Raw genomic sequence first — 20655 nt, forward strand, 5'->3', positions numbered from 1 at the left:
GCCCGTTTTCACGCCAGGTCATCGCCGAGATCGACCGCGAGATCGCGGATGTGGACCACGGCCGCTGGCACGCCCCGCCCGTCATGCGGCCCGTCGAGGTGGCGCTTGAACCCGCCTGATCCGGGTCTGGCGCGGGTGTAAGAACCCGCTGCCAGCGGGGAAGGGCAGCCGCCTGCACCCGCCATGCTGAAGCGTGGGTTGGGACAGCGTAAGGCTGCATCGCCTGATCGGGGGCAGGATCGGCACCCCACCCCGGTCGCGGCATCCCGTAATGCGTTGTCAGGTGCGGTATCATGATCTGCACCAACCGGATGGGTGCCGCAGCGTGAGGGATTACTAAGAGGCCGTTTGAAAACAAATCATTGATAAAAAACAATAAAAGTTTCTGGGTGCCACCTTTTTCTCAAAAAGGCGGCGGTCTTTTGAAGCTTTTGCAAAAAGCTTCACCAAAAACTTTCTTTAATTTTAAAGCGTTATCATGAGCTGAGTTGTCAAACAGTCTCTCAGGGAAGGCCAGTGAGAGTACTAGTGCCTGTGTGCAAACATATGCAGAACAAACTGCACTAATCCGGCACACCTGCCTAACGGCTCATAATGCATCTTGGTGAATGCTAATGGACCATCGTCCCTAGCTGGCCACTTTTACATATTACCGTTTTTTTGGCTAATTTCTGAGGGTTCCTGACCGGAGCGGTGGTGGGCGCAACAGGGATTGAACCTGTGACCCCTACCATGTCAAGGTAGTGCTCTACCGCTGAGCTATGCGCCCTAACCGCTCCGGTGAGGTGGCTTTTACTCAGCCTTTCAGGGGGATGCAACCCCTGTTTTGAAAAAAATCGCATTGACCGCAAGCCGGCCGCCTGTCCCTATGGCGGGCATGTGCCGTGCTGCCTTCCCGCCTGTGGCCTTTCGGGGCTGTCCGTGGCCGCTGCCCGCGGAAAAAACGCCATGACGGACCCCGCCATGCCACCCTTTCATATCCACCATCCCGATGGGGGGGGAACGCCCGTTATCGTGGCCTCGCCCCATTCGGGCCGGCATTACCCGGCCGCCTTCCTGCGCATGTCCCGGCTTGATGCACGCGCCCTGCGCCGTAGCGAGGACTGTTACGTGGACCAGTTGTTCGCATCCGCGCCGGGGCGGGGTGCGACATTGCTGCACGCGACCTTTCCCCGCGCCTATTGCGACGCCAACCGCGAGGCATGGGAACTGGACCCCACCATGTTCCGCGAAAAGCTGCCGGAATGGTGCAATACCACCAGCCGCAAGGTGCGGGCGGGCTTTGGCACGATCGCGCGCATTGTCTCCCACGATGGGCCGATCTATCCCCGCCCGCTGCCCTTCAGCGAGGCCGAGGCCCGCATCCGCGCCTGCTGGCAGCCCTATCATGACGCGCTGGCCGCCCTTGTGGCCGACAGCGTGGCGCGGCATGGCTGCTGCATCCTGCTGGATGCCCATTCCATGCCCGTGCCAAAGGGGCGTGGCGCGCAGCCGGATTTCGTTCTGGGCAATGCGTGGGGCACGGCCTGTTCACCGCAGATGACGGCGCTGGTGGAACAGGCGCTGCTGGACCATGGGCATGGTGTGGCGCGCAATGTCCCGTTCGCCGGGGGCTATGTCACGCGGCATTATGGCCGCCCGCGCCGGGGCGTGCAGGCGTTGCAGCTGGAAATCAGCCGGGCGCTGTACATGGACCAGGACACGCTGGCGCCCCATGCGGGTTTCGCTGCGTTGCAGGCCGTGCTGGGGGACCTTGTGGACCGTCTGGTACGGTATGGCAGCATGCTGGGGCAGCAGGCGGCGGAATGAAAAAAGGCCGGGCATGCACCCGGCCCCCATCGCCTGCCTCAGTCGCCCGTCAGGCGGTCTTGGTGGGTATCGTGCCCTGCGGCGTCTGGGTATTGACGGCTTCGGGCAGCAGGTGCGCCAGGACCGGCAGGATGGTGGCGGCCGGCAGGCCGGTCTTGTCCACCATGGCCTGTACCTGCTGGCTGCTGAGCAGGCTGCGCAGTTCATCGGTGGAGATGGGCAGGTTGTGGCCATCACCGATCCACGAACGCACCTTGTCCCCCAGACCGGCCTGTTCCGCCTGCGCCACAAGCGTATTGAGGGTGTCGGGCGTCAGCAATTGCGACAGGTAGGAATGCACCTGCTGCGACAGGCCGGACGCGCTGGCCAGATCGCTCAGCTTGCCCATTACATCATTGAAGATACCGCTCATTCTGCTTTCTTTCCCGTCTCTCGTATGTGTGGGGTTCCAACTATACTACACGACATACAGTTATAGGAAATTTATATAAAACAGGCCAAAAAAAAGCGGTGCATATGCACCGCTGAGTTTAGGGAGGAAACGTCCAAGAAGCAGGTGCACAGGGCAGTCTGCTTCCGGTCTTTATGATTGTCCTCACGCGGTTGTGTCAACAAAAAAAGCGGCGCTTACCGACGCGCCTGGTACATGTGCCATGAAAGCAACGTTTTCGCGTCCGTCATGCCGATATGGGGCACCGCCGACAGGTCAATGACATGCAGGTGGATGTATTCATGTTCCCGCGCCTGCCCGGTCTGGCGGTCGGACAGGGCCTGGGCCAGCGTCTCATTTATATGCAGTTCGACATAATACAGGCCGATCGCCTCGTCACACCCGCCGGGTGACAGCCAGACATCGGTCAGCTTCACCAGGTCCCGCGCGCGCACCCGCACGTCCGCGCCGACTTCCTCCGACAGTTCGCGCAGGGCCGTGCTGGTGAATGCGCCGCCATCCAGCATCCCGGCGGGCAACGCCAGCAGGTCGGGCCGCGCCACGGGCACCCGGGCCTCGCATGTCAGCACGGTGCGGTCGGGGTAGCCGGGGCATTTCAGCACCAGCAGCACCGATACGGAATCCCCGCGCAGCAGCGCCAGGCCGGGCACGCGGTGGCCGTCATGCAGGGCGTCGGCCTCGACCAGTATGAACCCCATGCGCCGTGCATCAAAGGCGATGGCGTCGCGCACCAGCACGTGGCGCAGGGTAAAACGCGCGCGCATCCCGTCATGCCACCGCCGGAAATGCGGCGCGGCCAGCACGCGCGCCTGAAGGGCCGGGCCAATGCCGGGGGCGAAGGAAATGGCGTCCGTCTGGTCCATGGTTTCCGGCTCCTGTCGGTGGGCTGCCGGAAACAGGCCCGGCTGTCAGCCCTGCGTGAATACGGCGTCCATGATGGCCGCCACCGCGTTACGGTAATCCTGCGGGGCATGTTCGGTGGCGATGCGCGCCAGCGCATTGTCCCGCACCGTGTCCCACAACGCCTGGTCATGGTAAAGGCGCGCGACCTGCCGTGCAAAGTCCGCGGGGTCGGTGATGCTGGCGCACAGCATGTCCTGGCCGTCGCGCCAGCCCGCCTGCTGGCATAACAGCGGCGATCCCACCACCGGCAGGCCATTGGCCGCGGCTTCATGCAGTTTGTAGGCAATGCCCGCGCCATAGCGGGTGGGGGCCACGAATACGCGGTGGTGGTCGTAAACCGGGGCGGTATCCGCGACACGGCCCAGCATGCGCACGTTGGGGTGGTGGCGCAGGGGGCCAAGGTCAACGCGCGGGCTGGCATGGCCACATACGCTGAAGCGGATATCCGCCCCCAGCCGCGCCACCAGCAGGGGCAGGACCTCCCCGCTGAACCACGACAGCGAATCAAGGTTGGGGGAGACCATGTCATGCACCGCGCCAAGAAACAGGATATCCCGCCGCGCCGCCCATCCCGGCCCGGTGGGGCGCGGCACCTGCACATGCCCCAGGACCGACACGTTATCAAACCCGGCGCCGCGCAGCAGGTCGGCCTCCGCCGCGTTGACCGCCACCACGCGCTGCGCCACGAACAGGGGGCGCAGTTCATCCTCCAGCCGCGCGGCCAGCGGGCGCGAGGGGGTGATGGCGTGCAGGCGGTCGTAGGCCACGTCCCGGCAGGCGGCCAGCGCTTCGGTATCGACCACGATCCGGTCGGCAGGAATGCAGGATGCGGCATCGTTGAGGATGCCGGCCACACGGGCGGCGTTGTGGGTGCGCGCGATCCATATGGCATCGAAACACCCGCTGCGCGCGCGCAGGAAAGCGGGCAGGTCGGCCAGCTCGCGGTCGTGGATGACCTCCACATTATCGGGGAAGGCCGCCGCCCGCGTCGCGGCGTCCTCGATCGGGCGGAAGACGGGATAGACCGTGACATGGTAGCCAAGGCCGGCCAGCGTGGTCACGATGTCATTCGACCGGGTAAAGCCCGAACCGAGGTGGCGCAGCGGCAGCCTGTCCTCGATGAACAGGATGTGCCGCCCGCCATCCGCATGGCGCGCGCGGGCCTGCGACGGGTCATGGCGCAGCAGCCTGCGCCGCAGCGCGGGGGCATGGCGGCGGATGAACAGATCGTTGTTGCGCGCGATCAGCCGCGACGCGCTGGCCATGTCCGACGTGCCGCATTCATAATGCACAAGGCAGATGGCGGGGTCATACACGATCCGGTAGCCCAGCGCGCGGATGCGCATGCACAGGTCGGTTTCCTCGAAATAGGCGGGGGCGAAGCTTTCGTCAAAACCATCCAGCACCTGCGCCACCTCGGTCCGGACCATCAGGAACACGCCCGAACAGAAATCCACCGTGCGCACGAACCCCGCCTCGGGCACGCAGGGGTGGGCGTCGCGCATGTAGCCCTGCACCGACCCGTCGCGCCAGACCATGCTGCCCGCTTCCTGCAGCATGCCATGCGTGCGGATGACGCGGCCGCCGACCGCCCCCGTGGCGTCGTCCGCCACAAGCCGCGACAGGGCGTTCGCGATCGCGCCGTACTGCAGGTCCACATCGTTGTTGAGGTACAGCACGGCCGGCGCGCGCACCCGGCGCAGCGCCGCGTTGCACCCGCGCACGAAGCCGATATTGCCCGCAAAGCGCAGTACCTCGATCCCGCGCACATGACCCTCGATCCGGGCGACGCCATCACGCGACCCGGAATCCACCACCAGCACCTGCATCGGGCCGTGGTAATTCGCCCGCAGCGAGGCAAGGGTGGACATGGTCAGTTCAAACTGGTTGTGCGCCACGATGATGACGCTTACGGCCGGGGGCGCATCGGTGGTGAAATCAATCCCGCCATCCAGCAGCAGCGGCAGGCGGGCGGCGCACATGTGGCGGAACAGGGCGCGGGCCTGGTCTTCCGTGACGGGGGGCGGGGGGCTTGGCTTCAGGTCGGGGCGGGCGGCAAGGTAATGGCCCAGCCCGTCCCGCGCCCGGCGCGCGGCGATATCGGCCTGCACGGCGGGGTCGCGCATGTACTGCGCAAGGTCCAGCGTCGAGCACGGCTTGCGCTGTTCATGCACCCCGTCGCTGAGGAAGTGGGCATAACCGTTGCGCAGCGCCCCCGCCTCGATCGCGGCCAGCACGTCGGGGTTGACCATGGCGTAAAAGGATTCGGAAAAGAACGGCCCCGGGTCGAACGCCCGTGGCGTGGGGTTGCACAGGTAATGGTGCAGGGCGCTGCGCCATAGCCCCTGCGTGATTTCCGCATGCGCCTGGGGATAGGTCTGCGCATACCATTCCGCATCGAAATACAGCGACAGGCTGCGGCATGGCAGGGCGTCCATGCCCCGGCGCAGGTAATCGGCAAAGGGCCGCCGCGTCGGGCCGTGGTCGCATTCCGCCAGCAGGGCGATACAGGTTCCGGGGTCGAAAAAGCATGACCCGCTGCGCATTTCCCCGTCGCCCGTGCGCAGGTAATGATCATAGGCGTTGCGATACCCGCCCGCATCCAGCGTGGCGGGCGTGATATCGGGGTAGGCGGCCAGGTAGGCGCGTTCGTCAAACAGCCAGTGGGGGTTGTGGGTGCGCGCGCCTTCGTTCAGGTAATGGTCGAACCCGCTGCGCCACGTGCCCGCCGCCACCTGCGCCGCGATGTCGGGATAGGTGGCGCGGTACCATTCCTCGTCAAAGAACGGATTGGGGGAATGCCCCAGCGCCGCGCCGTGCGCTTCATGGAATTCGCGCGCCTGTTCCGCGGGAATGTCCATAAGGTCCAGCATGGCCGCGTAACGGGCGCGGTACCATGCGGGGTCGAACGTGGCCCATCCATCAGCCATTTCCGCATTATCCGAGGAAACAGCCATCGTGCATCCCGTCCCTGTTCTGTTCAGGGAGGGGTTATGGACGCCAAAGGTTAATTTTTGATTGGTTCCACCGGGGCGGGGGCCGCGGAAATATCGGCCACCCGCGCCCCCGCCGCCTTCTGCGCATCAGCGGGGGCAATGCGCACCACCAGCCCCTGGTCGCCCGCGTTGACATAGACATGCGGGCACGCCATGGCGTCGGCCGACAGGATGACGGGCAACTGGTGTTCCTGGCCGAACGGGCTGGTCCCGCCGGAGCGGAAGCCGGTCAGTTCCGCCGATTTTTCCGGACTCATCATCCGCGCGTTGCGCCCGTCGAACAGGGCCGCGACCTTCCTGAAGTTCACCTTGTGGTCGGCGGGCACCACCAGGCATGCCGGTATGCTGCGGTCCACCTCCACCACCAGCGTCTTGAGCACGCAGCCCGGGTCCGCCCCGATGGACTGCGCCGCCTGCATCCCGATCAGCCCGCCGCCGGGGGCATATTCATAGTCATGCACCGAAAACGGCACGCCGCTGGCGGCCAGGAATTCGGTGGCTTTCGTCTGTTTCGTCACATGCTGCTCCCGGCGTATGGCGGGCCTGCCCGCGCTTTGCGCCAGAAAGGATAAAATAGCACCCGGTGCCATGCAAGCCTTCCGCCCGCGCATCAGCCCCGCCGCGCCGCCTGCCACAGCCCCGGCAACGCCAGGGCCACCAGCCCGCCCCCCATGAACGCCAGCACCCCGATGCCATACGCCCGGTAGCCCACAGCGCCCCCGATCCCGCCCAGCACGAAACAGGCAATGATCGCGCCATGCAGCCGCAGCCGTTCGCGCACCCGCGCGGCGCGGGGGTCGAGCAGCCATTGCCCCAGTTCCATGCCAAGGTCGGTCAGCATGCCGGTCATATGGGTGGTGCGCACCCGCGCGCCGGAAATATGGGTGACGGTGGCGTTCTGCAACCCCATGAGGAAACCCAGCCCGCAGCCCAGTCCGCCGGCCTCCACCCATGCGGGCAGCACCCGCGACAGGACGCCAAGGGCGATCAGCAGCATGCCCTCCAGCGCGATGCTCGCGGCATGGACCGCGCGCACGCCCCGCCTGCGGCCCGCCCCCACCAGCAGCGCCGCAATGCACCCGCCCGTGACAAACGCCGCCAGCACGCCCACGCATGCCAGCACGGGCATCATGCCCCCGTCGCCCACGCCCACGGCCAGCGCCGACAGGTTGCCGGTCATGTTGGCGGTGTAATACCCGACGGCCAGAAACCCCGCCACGTTGACCGCGCCCGCCACCGCCGCCAGCGTGCAGCCCAGGCGCAGGTCGGTGCCGATACTGCGCGTTGCCCCTTCGTGAACCAGCATGCCCCTTGTTCCATTGATGGCGGGAGGCTTCCCGCACAGCATGATGGTATCCGCCACGGGGCAGGGGGAATGCAACCCGCAACCCTGCCGCCAGGATACAATGTGGCGCGATCCGGCCGGGCCAGGGCGGGAAAAGACATTATGGGGCGGGGCGAGAACAACCTGCGGTTGCGATAATGCATGCATATGGCGGATATTTATTATAGATTCCTGAAACAGGATGTCTGTATTCATGAATATATAGAAAAGATAGATGCCCGTTCCGGAACGATGATATTTCCATAACCCGGGATATGTCAGGCGCATGGCGCGGTCCGGTCGCAAAACAGGGTGAAATGCTTTCGCCTGACCGGGATTCCATTTACATTTATTAATAAAATGTCTACAGAAACCCCCGGATGACCAATACCCCGTCCCGGTTTAACCTGTCGCGTCCCGTTGCAATATTCATCCGCCTGGCACTCCAGTTGTGACATATAGGAAATGATACCTACAAACCGCAGGGTCATGACTTTTATTCCTGTGATGTAATCAGGTTTTAACTGACAATTAATTTTATGGACCTATCAGGATAAAAAGATATCCCTGCCTGACCGGGGCGGGACCTTGCGCCTTGTGGCGTACGCACATGGTTCTTTTAGTTAATTGTCTGTAATCAATACAACCGTCATGTGGAATTCAATGCATACATATGCATTCTCCTTTCACAATCCATGGTTGTTCCTGGTCGCACTTCTTGGCATGTCCGCATCTATACATATGGACAGACGCACATGATGATGGCATGTTCCAAAAAAAGATACTTAAATAAATTACTTAAATAATGAGTGACTCAGTATTCAGGTTTCCGGTTTTCCGCGATGTCGGATTTCCCCCATCCCGCATGCATCCGGGCCGGAACAGTATGGTTAAGTAATGATTGATATTCTGATATGTGATGCCTACCTGTACATTGACCATGAACAGGAAATTCCCGACGGCTGGATCGCCATTGAAAAGGGCCGCGTCCATTCCGTTGGCAGTACCGACCAGCCACCGCCCACGGCGGCGCGCGTCATCAGCGCGCGTGGCCGGCTGGTCACGCCCGGGCTGGTCAATGCACACCACCATATGTACCAGAACCTGACGCGTTCCTATGCCCCGGCCACGCGGATGCCGCTGTTTGCGTGGCTGCAGGCGCTGTACCCGCTATGGGCCGGGCTGGACGCGGATTGCGTGTACGTGTCCAGCTACGTCGCCATGGTGGAACTGCTGCTGGGGGGCTGCACGACCTCCATGGACCACCTGTTCATCCATCCCCGCCCCCGGCTGGTTGATGAACAGTTCCGCGCGGCGCGTGAAATCGGTTTCCGCCTTTACGCCACGCGCGGCAGCATGACGCGGGCGCAGGAAGATGGCGGCCTGCCCCCCATCGCCCTGGTGCAGGACGAGGACACGGTCATGGCCGACTGCGAACGGCTGGTGGCCACGTACCACGACCCCGCCCCGGGCGCGATGGGGCGGGTGGCGCTGGGGCCGGTATCGCTGTTTTCGTCGTCCGAACGGATCATGCGCGAATCCCTCGCCATGGCCGAGCGCCTTGGCCTGCGCCTGCACACCCACCTGGCCGAGGACATGGCGGAAGACGACTGCTGCCTGAACCTGTACGGCTGCACCCCCACCGAGCAGTTCGAACGCATGGGCTGGGCCAGCCCGCGCACGTGGGTGGCGCATTACATCTATCCCTCGACATCGGAAATCGACCGCATCGCGCGCGCCGGGGTTGGCGTGGTGCAATGCCCCAGCTCCAACATGATGATCGGCGGCGGCAGCGCCGATGCGCTGGACATGCGTGAACGCGGCATCCATGTGGGCCTTGGCTGCAACGGGTCGGCCACGACGGACCATGCCTCCATGTGGATGGAAACGCGCAACGCCATGCTGCTGGGCCGCGCAGGCCACGGCCCGCAGGCCATGGGCGCGCGTGAGGCGCTGGACATGGCGACCCGTGGCGGGGCGGCCTGCCTGGGCTGGGAGGACGAGATCGGCCACCTGCGTCCCGGCGCCTGCGCCGACCTTGTGATCTGGCATGCAAGCGACGTGGCGCTGGCGGGCGCGCTGACCGACCCGGTGGAGGGATGGCTGCGCTGTGGCCCCGCCGTCGCGGGCACCACCATCGTGGCGGGGAAGGTGCTGGTGGAAAATGGCGAACCCGTAATGGCGGCCCTGGGTGACGTGTTGCGCGAGCATGCGCGGCAGGCCCGGCGGATACAGCAGCGCGACTAGAGCAGATCTGGTTTGAATGGACACATTCGAACGGGTGAAGATGCTAGGTAAACAATGAGTTAGAGCAATTCCACTGAGCCAGAGTTCAGTGGAATTACCCTAGCCCCGCCGGGAAGCGGAGGAACGCCTGCCGCGGGCGTGGCGCGACCGGGGGGGCGGGAAGGGGGCGAAAGGCTGCTGGCCGCCGCTTTCTTTCACGTGGCGATGGCCGGCTGCGCATTGCCCCTTGTGCCCGCCACGCGCGTGGTTAGCATGCCCGTGGGGCCTACGCTCAACCGGGTGGCCCCGGAAGGTACGGTCGCGCATCTTCCGCCCATTGCCAAAGGACGACATGCATGATCGTGCCGCGCCGGCAGCTTCTGGCCATTGCGGGGGCAGCGTTTTCCACCGGGCTTGCGCCCCGGCGCGGGTGGGCCGCCGCCCCCACCGCGACCGAACGGCTTCTGGCGGCCCTTGCCGCCCCCTATGCCAGCGTACCGCCCATGCCCCCCGTGGCGGAGGAAGACGCCCTGCTGGCGCTGGGCTATGTCGGCCCCACCAGCGATGGCGGCTGGACCGAGATGCACCATGTGGCGTTGCAGGCCGTGCGCCGCGCCTTTCCCAGGCTGCGTACGGTGTATGTGGAAAGCATGCCGTATTCGGCCGACGCCACCCGGCTGTTGCGCGAATTCGTGGCCGAAGGCGCGCAACTGGTCCTGACCGGCGCGGATTATGGGGACTTCCTGACCGATGTGGCGGCGCGCGCGCCCGAAACCGCCTTCATGCAGTGCGACGGACGCCCCCTGCGCGGCAATGTCAGCTGGTATTACATCGCGCACTGGTATGTCAGCTATGTGATCGGGGTGGCGGCGGGCCTGCTGAGCCGGGATGGCAAGCTGGGATTCATCGCCTCCTTTCCGCTGCCTTCGGCCTATGCCGGGGCCAATGCCACGCTTCTGGGCGCGCGCAGCGTCAACCCCGACGCCACCATGCAGGTCATCAGCATCAATGCATGGTTCGACCCGCAGGCCGCCATCCAGGCCGCCAACGCGCTGGCGGACAAGGGGTGTGACTTCCTGTTCGGCATCATGGACGAGGCGGGCTACCTGCATGTGGCGCAGGAACGCGGGCTGTGGGCGGCCATGTGGAACAAGGACATACGCCAGTTCGGGCCGGATGCATACGTGGCGTCTGTCGTGCTGGATTTCACGCAGTTCTACCTTGCGCAGGTGCGCGCGCGGCTGGCGGGCACGTGGCGGCCGGTGCCGCAACTGCTGATGATGGGCCACGGCGTGGACCGCGACCCGTGGGGCCAGCGCGTGCCGCAGGCGGTGCGCGACCGGGCGGACGCCGTGCGCGCGCGGATCATGGGGGGCTGGTCGCCGTTCAATGGCCCCATCCACGACCAGCACGGCCAGTTGCGCGTGGCCGAGGGCGTCACGATGAATGACCTGGAACTGTATGACTGGAACTGGGCGGTGGACGGGGTCAGCGGCCTGCCCTGATCCCTTGCATGGGTCCGTCCGGTCATTCCCGGCAGGGTCGGGTCCATGACCACGATCATGCCCTTTGCCCGCACGATACCGCTGCCGCCCGCGCCGGAGGCCAGGTTGATGATGACTGCATCGTACCCGATGGATGGCACGCTCGCCATTATCCATAATCCCCGCATCGTGCGGGCGGCCCTGGCTTCGGCCACAACACGCAGGAGCGGGCAGCCAGCCCGCTGGCACGGCACGGTACGGAATTGATATGATCGCCCGTATTCCGTACCGTATGCAATGACATCAGGGGAACGCCGCTGGACAAGCCCGTCTGTCGGTCAGGCGGTTCAGGCCATCCACCCGGCTGACTGGCCCGATACATACCCCCATGGCCAGTTTTACGGTTTCATGTCCCATGCACCTTCCGGCCGGCCACCCATACGGCATGGATGTTGGGCCTGCCGATATTGCACAGGACCTGCTGCACCACGTCCTCCGCCACGCTGTCCGGGCCGCCATGGGTGGGGGGCAGGATATTGCTGCCGGGGGCGGCGCGATCGATCACGATGGCGTCGAATGCCTGGCCCGCCATGAACTGGCCGGCCTCGATGCCCAGCGCCGCCGTCCCGCCACGGGTGGCGAGCCACAGGGCATTGGTAAAGGTCAGGCGCGAACCCGGCGCGCCGCGCGTTGCCGCGGGCCGGTCGGGATCGGTGCCGCTGTCCAGCATGCGGGCGGCTGTTACCGCCATGGCGGCGTTGACGGCGACGGACGGGGAATACCCGCCCGAAATATCCGTGCCCAGCCCCACATGCACGCCCGCCTGCCATGCCCTGCGCAATGGCAGCACCGCACCGGCGAAATAGGCGTTGGAAATGGGGCAATGCGCGATCGCCGCCCCGCGCGCGTGGACCAGCGCCATGTCCTCCGCCCCCATGAAGCACGAATGCGCCAGCACCGTGCCCCGGCGCAGCAGACCGAAGCGGTCCAGCGCCACGGTATCGTTCACGCCGGTCCGCTGGCGGACATGGTCATGTTCCCAGTCGCTTTCGGAACAGTGGGTCTGGATCAGGCAGCCTTCCGCCGCCGCCAGTGCGCCCAGTCCCCGCAGCAGGCCATCCGTGCAGGCGGGGATGAAGCGCGGCGTGACCATGGGGCGCACAAGGCCGCCTTCGTTACCCGGCAGGGCGCGCACGGCATGGATGAAGCAGCGGGTCGCGGCCAGCGCCTGTTCCACGCTGGCATTGCGATAGGTGGGGGGACACAGCGCCGCGTCGTCCATCGCCACCAGCCCGACATGGGCGCGCAGGCCGTAGTGCAGGCAGGTGCGCGCCAGCAGCAGGCTGCTTTCTTCATGGATGGTGGCGAAAAACACGGCGGTGGTGGTGCCGTTGGCCAGCAGGGTGCGGACCATTTCATCATAGACCGGCGCGGCGAAGGCGGGATCGGCAAAGCGGGCTTCCAGCGGGAAGGTCCGCTGTTCCAGCCACGCCCGCAATGGCAGGTCCAGCGCCCGGCCCATCTGCGGCCATTGCGGGGCGTGCACATGCAGGTCGGCAAATCCCGGCATGAGCAGTTGCGTGGGGGACAGCGCATGCACGGCCATGCCGTGGCGGGCGGCATGGCCCAGCACCCGGGCCGCCATGGGGGTGTCGGCGTCATGGCGGGCCATGACCGTGCCCGCCGCGCCCACATGCACCACGCTGTCCGCCATGGTGACCCGGCCGGGGGCGACCGGGTTGACGACATGGCCGCGGATAACGAATTCATCCATGCTGCAACGGGTTCCCCATGTTACGAAAACGAATGATTATTTCCGTAAAATCCCGCGCTGCACAGCCTGAAAATCATCCCCGCCGCCCTGCGGGGCATGATGGGGATGGGGGCGGGCAAACTCCACGGCCATGGGAAAACACGTTGAAAATACAAGGGGAATACGGATCTCCCGATTTTTTCCACAGGGTTATCTTTCTCCCTATCCCCGGAATCTGTGGATAAAGCTGAGGCGGTTGCCCAGAAATCGGCCACAGGCGAATGATTTTTAATAACCAATTGATAAATATACAAAGTTTTTGGGTACCGCCTTTTTCAAAAAGGCGGCGTTCTGGTATCTTTCAATCCGTATCAGTGATACCGGCAGGGCTGGTTGATGACCGGCTCATTGGCGGACTGGATGACCATCAGCGTCACCGGCCCGTTGCCGACATTGCCCGCGTCGTGCCCCTTCCTGCCCTTGTACGGGCCGCTCTCCATGGGGCGCACGCCCTGGTCCTCGCCAAACAGGATGTCGCCCGGCCCCATTTCCACCCGCGTGCCGTCCATGGCGCGGACATACCACCGGCCCTGCAGGGGCACGATCCACTGGGGCCTGGGGTCGGGGTGCCACGTGCCGTTCCAGTGCGCGGGCTGCACCGTCACCATCACGGTCGCGACCTGCGGGGCCATCGGGTCCTGCCATTGCGGGCCGGCGGGCGGGGACATGCTTTTAAGGAAGAAATCATGCACCGGGCAGGTGGTGATGTGGCTGATGCCCTTGTCATCGGTCCATAAATGCCGGTACGACCGCTGCGGTGGCGCGGGTTGCGTGGCGTCGGGCGGCACGGCGGGCCGGGGCGATGCCGGTGGCACGGCGGCCATGGCGGGCGCAAGGCCCGGCAGGGTGGCAAGGGCGGTGAACAGGGCGGCGGCGCGCGGGGACATCGGGGGCCTTCCGTAACGGTTGGGGAAAAGGGGATGCGCCCCGTCGCGGTCAGTACGAGGGGACGGCGTTCCCATAGGTCAGGCGGTAGATGGCGCCCGACAGGTCATCGCTGATCAGCATGCTGCCATCGGGCAGCGGCAGGACATCGGCCGGGCGGCCCCATGCCCGCTGCCCCTGGCGAAAGCCGCTGACCAGCACGGTGGGGGGCTGGGGGCGGTTTTCCGCATTGAAGCCGACACTGACCACCTGGTACCCCGATAACTGGCTGCGGTTCCATGACCCGTGTTCGGCAATCATCAGGCTGCCACGGTAGGCCGCGGGGAATTCCGTGCCTTCATAGAACCGCAGCCCAAGGGCGGCGACATGCGCGCCCAACAGCAGGGCGGGCGGGGTGAATTCACTGCACGGGTGCTGGCTGCCGAACTGCGGGTCGGGCACGTTGCCCTGATGGCAGTAGGGATAGCCGAAGGACTGCCCCGGCACGTCCAGCCGGTTGAGTTCATCCGATGGCACGTCATCGCCCAGGTTGTCACGCCCGTTATCGGTAAACCACATGACACCCGTGCCGGGCTGCCACGTGAAACCGACCGAGTTGCGGATGCCGTACGCCACGTCGCGGCGGTCCGCGCCGCTGGCGTTCATGGAAATGATACGCCCGAATTCGTGGCCCACGGCGCATATGTTGCACGGCGCGCCAATGGGAACGTACAGGCGGTTGTCCGGCCCGAAGGCGATGAACTTCCACGAATGGTCGCCTGCGCGGTAGGGCAGGTCGCCGGCCACGACCTCCGGCCTTGGCGGGTCGTCCAGATGGTCCTCGATGGCGCGCAGCACGACGATGCGCCGCATGTCGGACACATACAGGTCGCCATCGTGGTAGGCCACGCCCACCGGCAGGTCCAGCCCGTGGGCGATGGCCCGCACCCGCACCGGCCCGCCGCCATCCACGCCGCTCAGGGCATAGACATCGCCGGCCGCCATGCTGCCGACGAATATGGTGCCGCGCGCGCCCCGCACCATTTCACGCGCGCTGGGCACGTGGTCGGACACCAGGCTGACATGGAACCCCGGCGGCGCCCGCAGCAGGTCCATGCGCGGGGCGGCCAGCGCGGCCATGGCCGGGACCATCAGGGCCATGACGGTGGCGGCGGCCATGAAGGCTGCGCGGATACGGGGCATCGGATGGCTCCCTGGTGCGGCGGGCGGGGTCACGAGACAAGCTGGCGGATGCGTTCGGCCAGGGCCATGGCGGAATACGGCTTGCGTTCCACCGGCACGTCCCACAGTTCGGGGGGGATCATGGTGCGGTCGGCATAGCCGGTGGCGAAAATGAACGGCACGCCGCGCGCGCGCAGCATGTGCGCGACCTCGATCGAGCTTTCATCGCCAAGGTTGACATCCAGTATCGCGACATCGGGCACCCGGTCGCGGATGGCGGTCAGGGCTTCATACACCGACGCCACGGTGCGGACCTGTCCCAGATTGCTTTCCTCGATCGCCCATTCGGCTTCCATCGCAATCAGGAACTGGTCCTCGACCAGCAGGATATCGGCATCGGTCACTGTCTTCTCCTTTCCCGGCGTGGGGGGCGCGGCGGGGGCGGGCGCGTCGCGCGCCTGTGCGGGCGGGGCGGGGCTTATGTGGCGGGCGGGCAGGTCCATGACCACCTCCAGCCCGCCGGGGCGGTAGTTGACATGCGCGCGTCCCCCCAGTTCATGCGGGAAGCCACGTTCGATCAGGACGGAGCCGAAACCCCGACGCACGGGCGGCGCGATACCCGGCCCCCCGCTTTCGCGCCATGAAATGCGCCATCCATCCGCCGCCGCGTCCTGCGACCACGTAATGTCCAGCCGCCCGCGCGCATGGGCCAGCGCGCCATATTTGACGGCGTTGGTGGCCAGTTCATGCACCACCAGCGCCAAAACCGACAGGGCGCGGCCCGTCAGCCATATGGGCGGCCCGTCGCAGGTGACGAAACAACGTTCCCGATAGGGGGCAAGTTCCGCGTCCAGCAGCGCGCGCAGCAGGCCGCCGCCCTCGCTGCGCACCGCCTGGTCATGCGCCAGCGCCAGCGCGCGGATGCGCCCGCGCAGCCGGTCGGCATGGCCCTCGACCGTGGCGCCGGGTTCCAGCGGCTGGCTGACCAGCGACTGCACCACCGACAGGATGTTCTTCACGCGGTGGTTCAGTTCCTCGTTCAGCATGCGCTGGCGCAGGTCGGCCGTGGCGCGTTCGGTCAGTTGCAACTGGTGGTACGCGCCCATCACCTCGATCAGGGCGGAGCGGACAAGGGTTGCCGCCTCCATGTCGTCACCCGACCATGGCAGGCATTCGCCCGTGACCTGCTGCGTCCAGATGGCGAAGCTGGTGCGCGGGCCGAAATATCCGTCCTCGGCCTGCTGGCGGGGGGGCGCGGTGGGATCGGCGCCCCATTTCAGGGTGCGCACCACCTCGCGCCGGAACACCAGCAGGTAGTCGCCCGGCTGCGATGAAATCGGCACCACCATCATGCCCGCCGCCCGCGCCGCGTAATCCGCCGCCATGGGGATGTGCGCGGCAAGGTGGGTGGTATGCCAGATCTGCGCGCCGGCCCGCGTGCGCGCCAGCGCCAGCAGGTCGTCCATCGCCCCGCGCGGGGGGTGCGCGGCATGCAGCGTCCACTGCCCGCCCGCCCACAGCGCCGCCCCGTCGCACTGCACGAAGGCGAGCATGTCCGCCAGGTGCGCCGTAAGGTAGGCGGGCATGTCCGCCACCGGGGCCGCCCCCTTGAGCAGCGTTTCGATCAGGGCATGGGTCTGGCGCGTCATGGCCAGGCGCTTGGTGCGCAGCAGGTTGGTGATCTGGAGCGAAAGGAACTCGCCAAACATGCGCGCCACGATCCGCTGGCTCATGTTCATCACGCGCGGGCTGTAATGGTGCCCCGCGATCATGCCCCACAGCCGCCCGTCCACCATGAGCGAGACCGACACGCACCCCGCGACCCCCAGCGTGCGCAGGTAGTCGGCATGGCTGGTGGTGGCGGCCCGCAGGTGGGCGTGCGACAGGTCGGGCGGCGCCATGCCGGGGGGCGAGATGATGGGGATGGGCGTTGCGTCCACATCACCGATCATCCGGATCAGGTTGGTGCTGTACAGCCTGCGGGCGGGATCGGGGATGTCGCTGGCGGGAAAATGCTGGCCCAGGAAGCTTTCAAGGTTGGGGGCGTGGTATTCGGCCGCGACCTCGCCCGATCCGTCCTCGGCAAAGCGGTAGAGCATCACGCGGTCGAAACGCAGCACCCCTGCGAACAGCCGGACCACGGTGCGGAACAGGCGGTCGAAATCCGTGATTTCGCGTATCCGGTCGATCATGGTGCGCAGCAGCGACAGGTGCGCGCCATCCCCCGCCATCTCGGCGGCGGGTTCCCATTCCAGCAGGATGTCCGGCCCGGCGGTATGGATGGCGACGTCATAGCGCCTGCCATCCGGCGCTTCCTGCCCGAACACAAGGGCGGGTCGGCGGTGGGCCTCCCCATGGGTGGCCAGGGCGTTGCGGATGGCGTGGGTGGCCTGCCGCCCCACCACATCGCGCAGCGGCAGCCCCGCCGACAGCCCGGCGCGCCGGAGGCTGCGCGGCACGTTGGCGGACCAGCGCACGATATGTTCCAGCCGCGCGTCACAGGCCAGCAGCCAGCCATGGGGCTGGATATGGTCGGTGGCCCATTTCATGACGCCGCGCGCGCCCGGCGCGGGGGCGCGGCGGGCGACAGCGGGCGAACGCCGGCCGCCATCCCCACCGCGTGATCGGCCCGTGTCAGTACCATGCCCGCTCCTGCCATGGCCGGGGCGGGTGCCTGCCGCACCGCGCCTGCCGGGGTTGCGCCGCCCCGCATGGTCCCGGCGGGGGCGCATGGTGGAAGGCCGTGCAGCATACCCCCATGCCGCGCGGCGCGACAGCCCGGTTTTGCACACCTCACCGTCATGTAAGCGCGCGCCGGCATCCCCCGCCCCGCCCGCGGGCCGCCCCGCGTCAATGGGTGAATACATGGATGCATGATGCAATATTTTATATTTACTTCCATATACCCTTTCTTAACCCCTGCATGTGCATGAAACACCATGCTGGCTGTCGCTTACTACAGTGCTCCGGACGGTTTCGCGCCGGTGGCACGCTTCAGCTTCATCCCGTTCGTTTCCAGTCAGCAGGAGACCAGCAGCCCGATGCCCCGCGACATGATAGATGACATGCAGGTAACCGTCCTTCCTGCACTGGAACAGACCATCCTTGGTGTTGTCCTGATTGACGAGAACAACACCATAACCTTCTTCAACCGCGCGGCGGAAGGGCTGTGGCACTGTGCCCGCCAGGACGTGATCGGGCGCAATGTCAACGTGCTGGTGCCGCGCAACATCCGTTCCACCCATGACGACCTGATCCGCCACAACCGCGAAACCGGCATCAACAAGATCGTGGGCACCAGCCGCGAGGTGCTGGTCGAACGGCTGGATGGCACCAGCTTCTGGGCCAACCTGTCGCTGTCGCGCATCGCGGTGGATGGCAAGATCGGCTACATGGCGCTGATCCGCGACATATCGCAGGAAGTGGACGACCGCGAGAAGATCCGCCTGCTGTCGCTGGTGGTGCGCGAAACCGACCGCGGGGTCGCCATCCTGGACCCGGAATTCCGCATCATCTACGTCAACCGCGCCTTCAGCGACATGTTCGGCTTCGGCCCCGAACGGGTCACGGGGCACGGGCTTTCGGTCATCCTGGCGGGGGATACGACCGATATCGGCATCCTGAACAAGCTGCATGAAGGCGCGCGCAACGCCCGTGGCTTCACGCTGGAAATCCGCGCCCGCCACGCCAGCGGCCGCGACATATGGGTATCGGCGGCGATGAACCCCGTGTTCAGCGAAAGCGGCGAGATCGAGAACATTGTCGTCGTGCTGACCGACATTACCGAACAGCATTTCCTCGACAGCCTGCAACGCGACACGCTGGAGGCGATCTCCAGCGACCTGAGCCTGCATGAGGTCATGGACTTCATCTGCCGCCGCATCGAACACTACATCCCCGATGTCATGCCCGCCATCTACCTGGTGGAAAAGGACGAACACCTGAAATGCAAGGGCCGCGCCAGCCTGCCGCTGTCGCTGGTCAAGCTGTATGACACGCTGCCCATAGGCGACGGCGCCGCGTGTTCGGGCATCGCGGCCGCCACCGGCAACGTGACCGAATGCAGCGACATCGCCCACGACCCGCGCTGGCAGCACCTGCGCGAACAGACGCTGCATAACGGCATCAAGGCGGCGCGGGCGACGCCCATCATCATGCGCAACAACCGGGTGGTGGGGGTGTTCACGTGCTATTCGCGCACCGATTCACTGCCCGACGCCGCCTGCCAGAAGGCGGTGGCCACCAGCCTGCACCTGTGCACGCTGGCCATTGAACGGCACGAGGCGAAGGAACACATCAACCGCCTGTCGGATTTCGACCTGCTGACCAGCCTGCCCAACCGCCGCTGGCTGCGCCAGAACATGGCCCGCATGCTGCGCCGCCATGTGCGCGGCAACCTGATGCTGCTGACCGTGGGGGTGGACAACTTCAAGCATATCAACGACGTGTTCGGCCATACGGCGGGTGATGAACTGATCGCCCATATCGCCAGCCAGCTGCGTGACGTGCTGACCATCGACGATACGCTGGTGCGCAGCGGGGGCGACCAGTTCACCATCGTCACCAATGGCGAACAGCAGCATGCCTCGACGCTGAGCGCCACGATCCTGCGCGTGCTGGGCCAGCCCACCCATATCGGCGCCGTGCCGGTCAGCCTGTCGGCCAGCCTGGGTGTCGCCGTCCACCCCGAAAATGGCGAGGACGGCGACACCCTGCTGAAAAACGCCGAGACCGCCATGTTCCAGGCCAAGGCGAATGGCGGCGGGCACTGCTGCTTCTTCAGCCCGCGCATGAACCAGCAGGCCAGTGACCGGCTGATCCTGGCCGCGGCCCTGCGCGACGCCATCACCCACGACCGGCTGCGCCTGTTCTACCAGCCGCAGGTCCATGCCCGCAGCGGCCAGCTATACGGGGTGGAGGCGCTGTCGCGCTGGATCGACCCGTCACTGGGCTTCGTCTCGCCCGCGCGGTTCATTACCGTGGCGGAGGAAACCGGCCAGATCGAGGCCATTGGCAAATGGTCCCTGCGCGCGGCCTGCATGCAGATGGCCCAGTGGATGCGCGACGGGGTGGCCGTGCCGGTGGTGTCGGTCAACCTGTCGCCGCTGCATTTCCGTGATGAAACGCTGCCGGAATTCGTGGACAGGCTGCTGAAGGAAACCGGCATCCCGCCCGAGCGCCTGACGATAGAGATTACCGAAAGCACCATGATCGACAATTACGACCGCACCATCCGCGTGGCGCAGAAGCTGCGGGAAATGGGGGTGGGCATGTCGATGGATGATTTCGGCACCGGCTTTTCCAGCCTGTCCAACCTTGCCGGCCTGCCGGTGAACGAGGTCAAGATCGACCGCAGCTTCATGACCGGGCTGGAAAGCATTGAAAAGGTCCGCGCCGTGGTCATGGCCGTGGTCCGCATCGGCCAGAGTCTGGGCATGACCGTGGTGGCCGAGGGCGTCGAACACGAGGAACAGCGCCGCCTGCTGGCCGACATGGATTGCGACGTGCTGCAGGGCTACATGTTCTCCAAGCCGCTGCCGGCGGAAGAACTGGCGGCATGGTTTTCCGCCTACCAGCCCGGGTCCTGACCGCCTGCGGGGCGC

The 20655-nt window shown here is 65.8% G+C and carries 15 protein-coding genes and 1 tRNA gene; 6 read left to right on the plus strand and 10 right to left on the minus strand.

Features of this window, described 5'->3' with window-relative positions; all coding sequences use genetic code 11:
* Positions 1 to 694: 694 nt before the first annotated feature.
* Positions 695 to 769, minus strand: a tRNA-Val gene (locus CFR76_RS14800).
* 179 nt (positions 770 to 948) lie between these two features.
* On the opposite strand from CFR76_RS14800, the gene CFR76_RS14805 reads away from it, so the two are divergent.
* On the plus strand, positions 949 to 1809 hold the full coding sequence (locus CFR76_RS14805; protein WP_110557707.1) for an N-formylglutamate amidohydrolase: 861 nt from the start codon (positions 949 to 951) through the stop codon (positions 1807 to 1809).
* A 49-nt stretch (positions 1810 to 1858) separates the two neighbouring features.
* On the opposite strand, the gene CFR76_RS14810 is transcribed toward CFR76_RS14805, so the two are convergent.
* The 5 genes from CFR76_RS14810 to CFR76_RS14830 all read right to left on the minus strand — a co-directional run bounded on the left by CFR76_RS14810 (position 1859) and on the right by CFR76_RS14830 (position 7465).
* Positions 1859 to 2221, minus strand: a complete 363-nt coding sequence (locus CFR76_RS14810; protein ID WP_110557692.1) for a YidB family protein — start codon at positions 2219 to 2221, stop codon at positions 1859 to 1861.
* Between the two features lie 215 nt (positions 2222 to 2436).
* A complete protein-coding gene (locus CFR76_RS14815) occupies positions 2437 to 3123 on the minus strand; it encodes an NUDIX domain-containing protein (RefSeq protein ID WP_110557693.1) in 687 nt (228 codons plus the stop codon).
* Between the two features lie 45 nt (positions 3124 to 3168).
* A complete protein-coding gene (locus tag CFR76_RS14820) occupies positions 3169 to 6120 on the minus strand; it encodes a glycosyltransferase (protein WP_110557694.1) in 2952 nt (983 codons plus the stop codon).
* Positions 6121 to 6170: 50 nt separating this feature from the next.
* Positions 6171 to 6677 carry a YbaK/EbsC family protein gene (locus CFR76_RS14825; protein WP_110557708.1) on the minus strand — a complete coding sequence of 169 codons (507 nt, stop codon included), beginning with the start codon at positions 6675 to 6677 and terminating at the stop codon, positions 6171 to 6173.
* A gap of 92 nt (positions 6678 to 6769) precedes the next feature.
* A complete protein-coding gene (locus tag CFR76_RS14830; protein ID WP_110557709.1) occupies positions 6770 to 7465 on the minus strand; it encodes a YoaK family protein in 696 nt (231 codons plus the stop codon).
* Between the two features lie 915 nt (positions 7466 to 8380).
* Between CFR76_RS14830 and CFR76_RS14835 the strand changes: the two genes are divergently transcribed.
* The 4 genes from CFR76_RS14835 to CFR76_RS14845 all read left to right on the plus strand — a co-directional run bounded on the left by CFR76_RS14835 (position 8381) and on the right by CFR76_RS14845 (position 11460).
* On the plus strand, positions 8381 to 9730 hold the full coding sequence (locus CFR76_RS14835; RefSeq protein WP_110557695.1) for an amidohydrolase family protein: 1350 nt from the start codon (positions 8381 to 8383) through the stop codon (positions 9728 to 9730).
* Positions 9731 to 9868: 138 nt separating this feature from the next.
* Entirely contained in the window at positions 9869 to 10069 is a 201-nt protein-coding gene (locus CFR76_RS17820; protein ID WP_146222698.1) for a hypothetical protein, read from the plus strand.
* Positions 10066 to 11214 carry a BMP family ABC transporter substrate-binding protein gene (locus CFR76_RS14840; RefSeq protein WP_110557696.1) on the plus strand — a complete coding sequence of 383 codons (1149 nt, stop codon included), beginning with the start codon at positions 10066 to 10068 and terminating at the stop codon, positions 11212 to 11214. The genes CFR76_RS17820 and CFR76_RS14840 overlap by 4 nt, the downstream gene beginning before the upstream one ends.
* Positions 11215 to 11259: 45 nt before the next feature.
* Positions 11260 to 11460 carry a hypothetical protein gene (locus CFR76_RS14845; protein ID WP_110557697.1) on the plus strand — a complete coding sequence of 67 codons (201 nt, stop codon included), beginning with the start codon at positions 11260 to 11262 and terminating at the stop codon, positions 11458 to 11460.
* A gap of 139 nt (positions 11461 to 11599) precedes the next feature.
* Here the strand turns inward: CFR76_RS14845 and CFR76_RS14850 are convergent, their stop codons facing one another.
* From CFR76_RS14850 to CFR76_RS14865, 4 genes are all read right to left on the minus strand, one after another.
* Entirely contained in the window at positions 11600 to 12967 is a 1368-nt protein-coding gene (locus tag CFR76_RS14850) for an amidohydrolase family protein (protein ID WP_110557698.1), read from the minus strand.
* A gap of 350 nt (positions 12968 to 13317) precedes the next feature.
* Positions 13318 to 13893 carry a cupin domain-containing protein gene (locus tag CFR76_RS14855; RefSeq protein ID WP_110557699.1) on the minus strand — a complete coding sequence of 192 codons (576 nt, stop codon included), beginning with the start codon at positions 13891 to 13893 and terminating at the stop codon, positions 13318 to 13320.
* A 49-nt stretch (positions 13894 to 13942) separates the two neighbouring features.
* Positions 13943 to 15073, minus strand: coding sequence for a PQQ-dependent sugar dehydrogenase (locus tag CFR76_RS14860; protein ID WP_110557700.1), 1131 nt, complete (start codon positions 15071 to 15073; stop codon positions 13943 to 13945).
* 29 nt (positions 15074 to 15102) lie between these two features.
* Entirely contained in the window at positions 15103 to 17919 is a 2817-nt protein-coding gene (locus CFR76_RS14865) for an HWE histidine kinase domain-containing protein (protein ID WP_244191969.1), read from the minus strand.
* Between the two features lie 174 nt (positions 17920 to 18093).
* Between CFR76_RS14865 and CFR76_RS14875 the strand changes: the two genes are divergently transcribed.
* Complete coding sequence (locus CFR76_RS14875; protein WP_110557710.1) at positions 18094 to 20640, plus strand: EAL domain-containing protein; 2547 nt, start codon at positions 18094 to 18096, stop codon at positions 20638 to 20640.
* Positions 20641 to 20655 lie beyond the last annotated feature (15 nt).

The organism is Komagataeibacter swingsii, from assembly GCF_003207895.1.
GTDB classification, from domain to species: domain Bacteria; phylum Pseudomonadota; class Alphaproteobacteria; order Acetobacterales; family Acetobacteraceae; genus Komagataeibacter; species Komagataeibacter swingsii.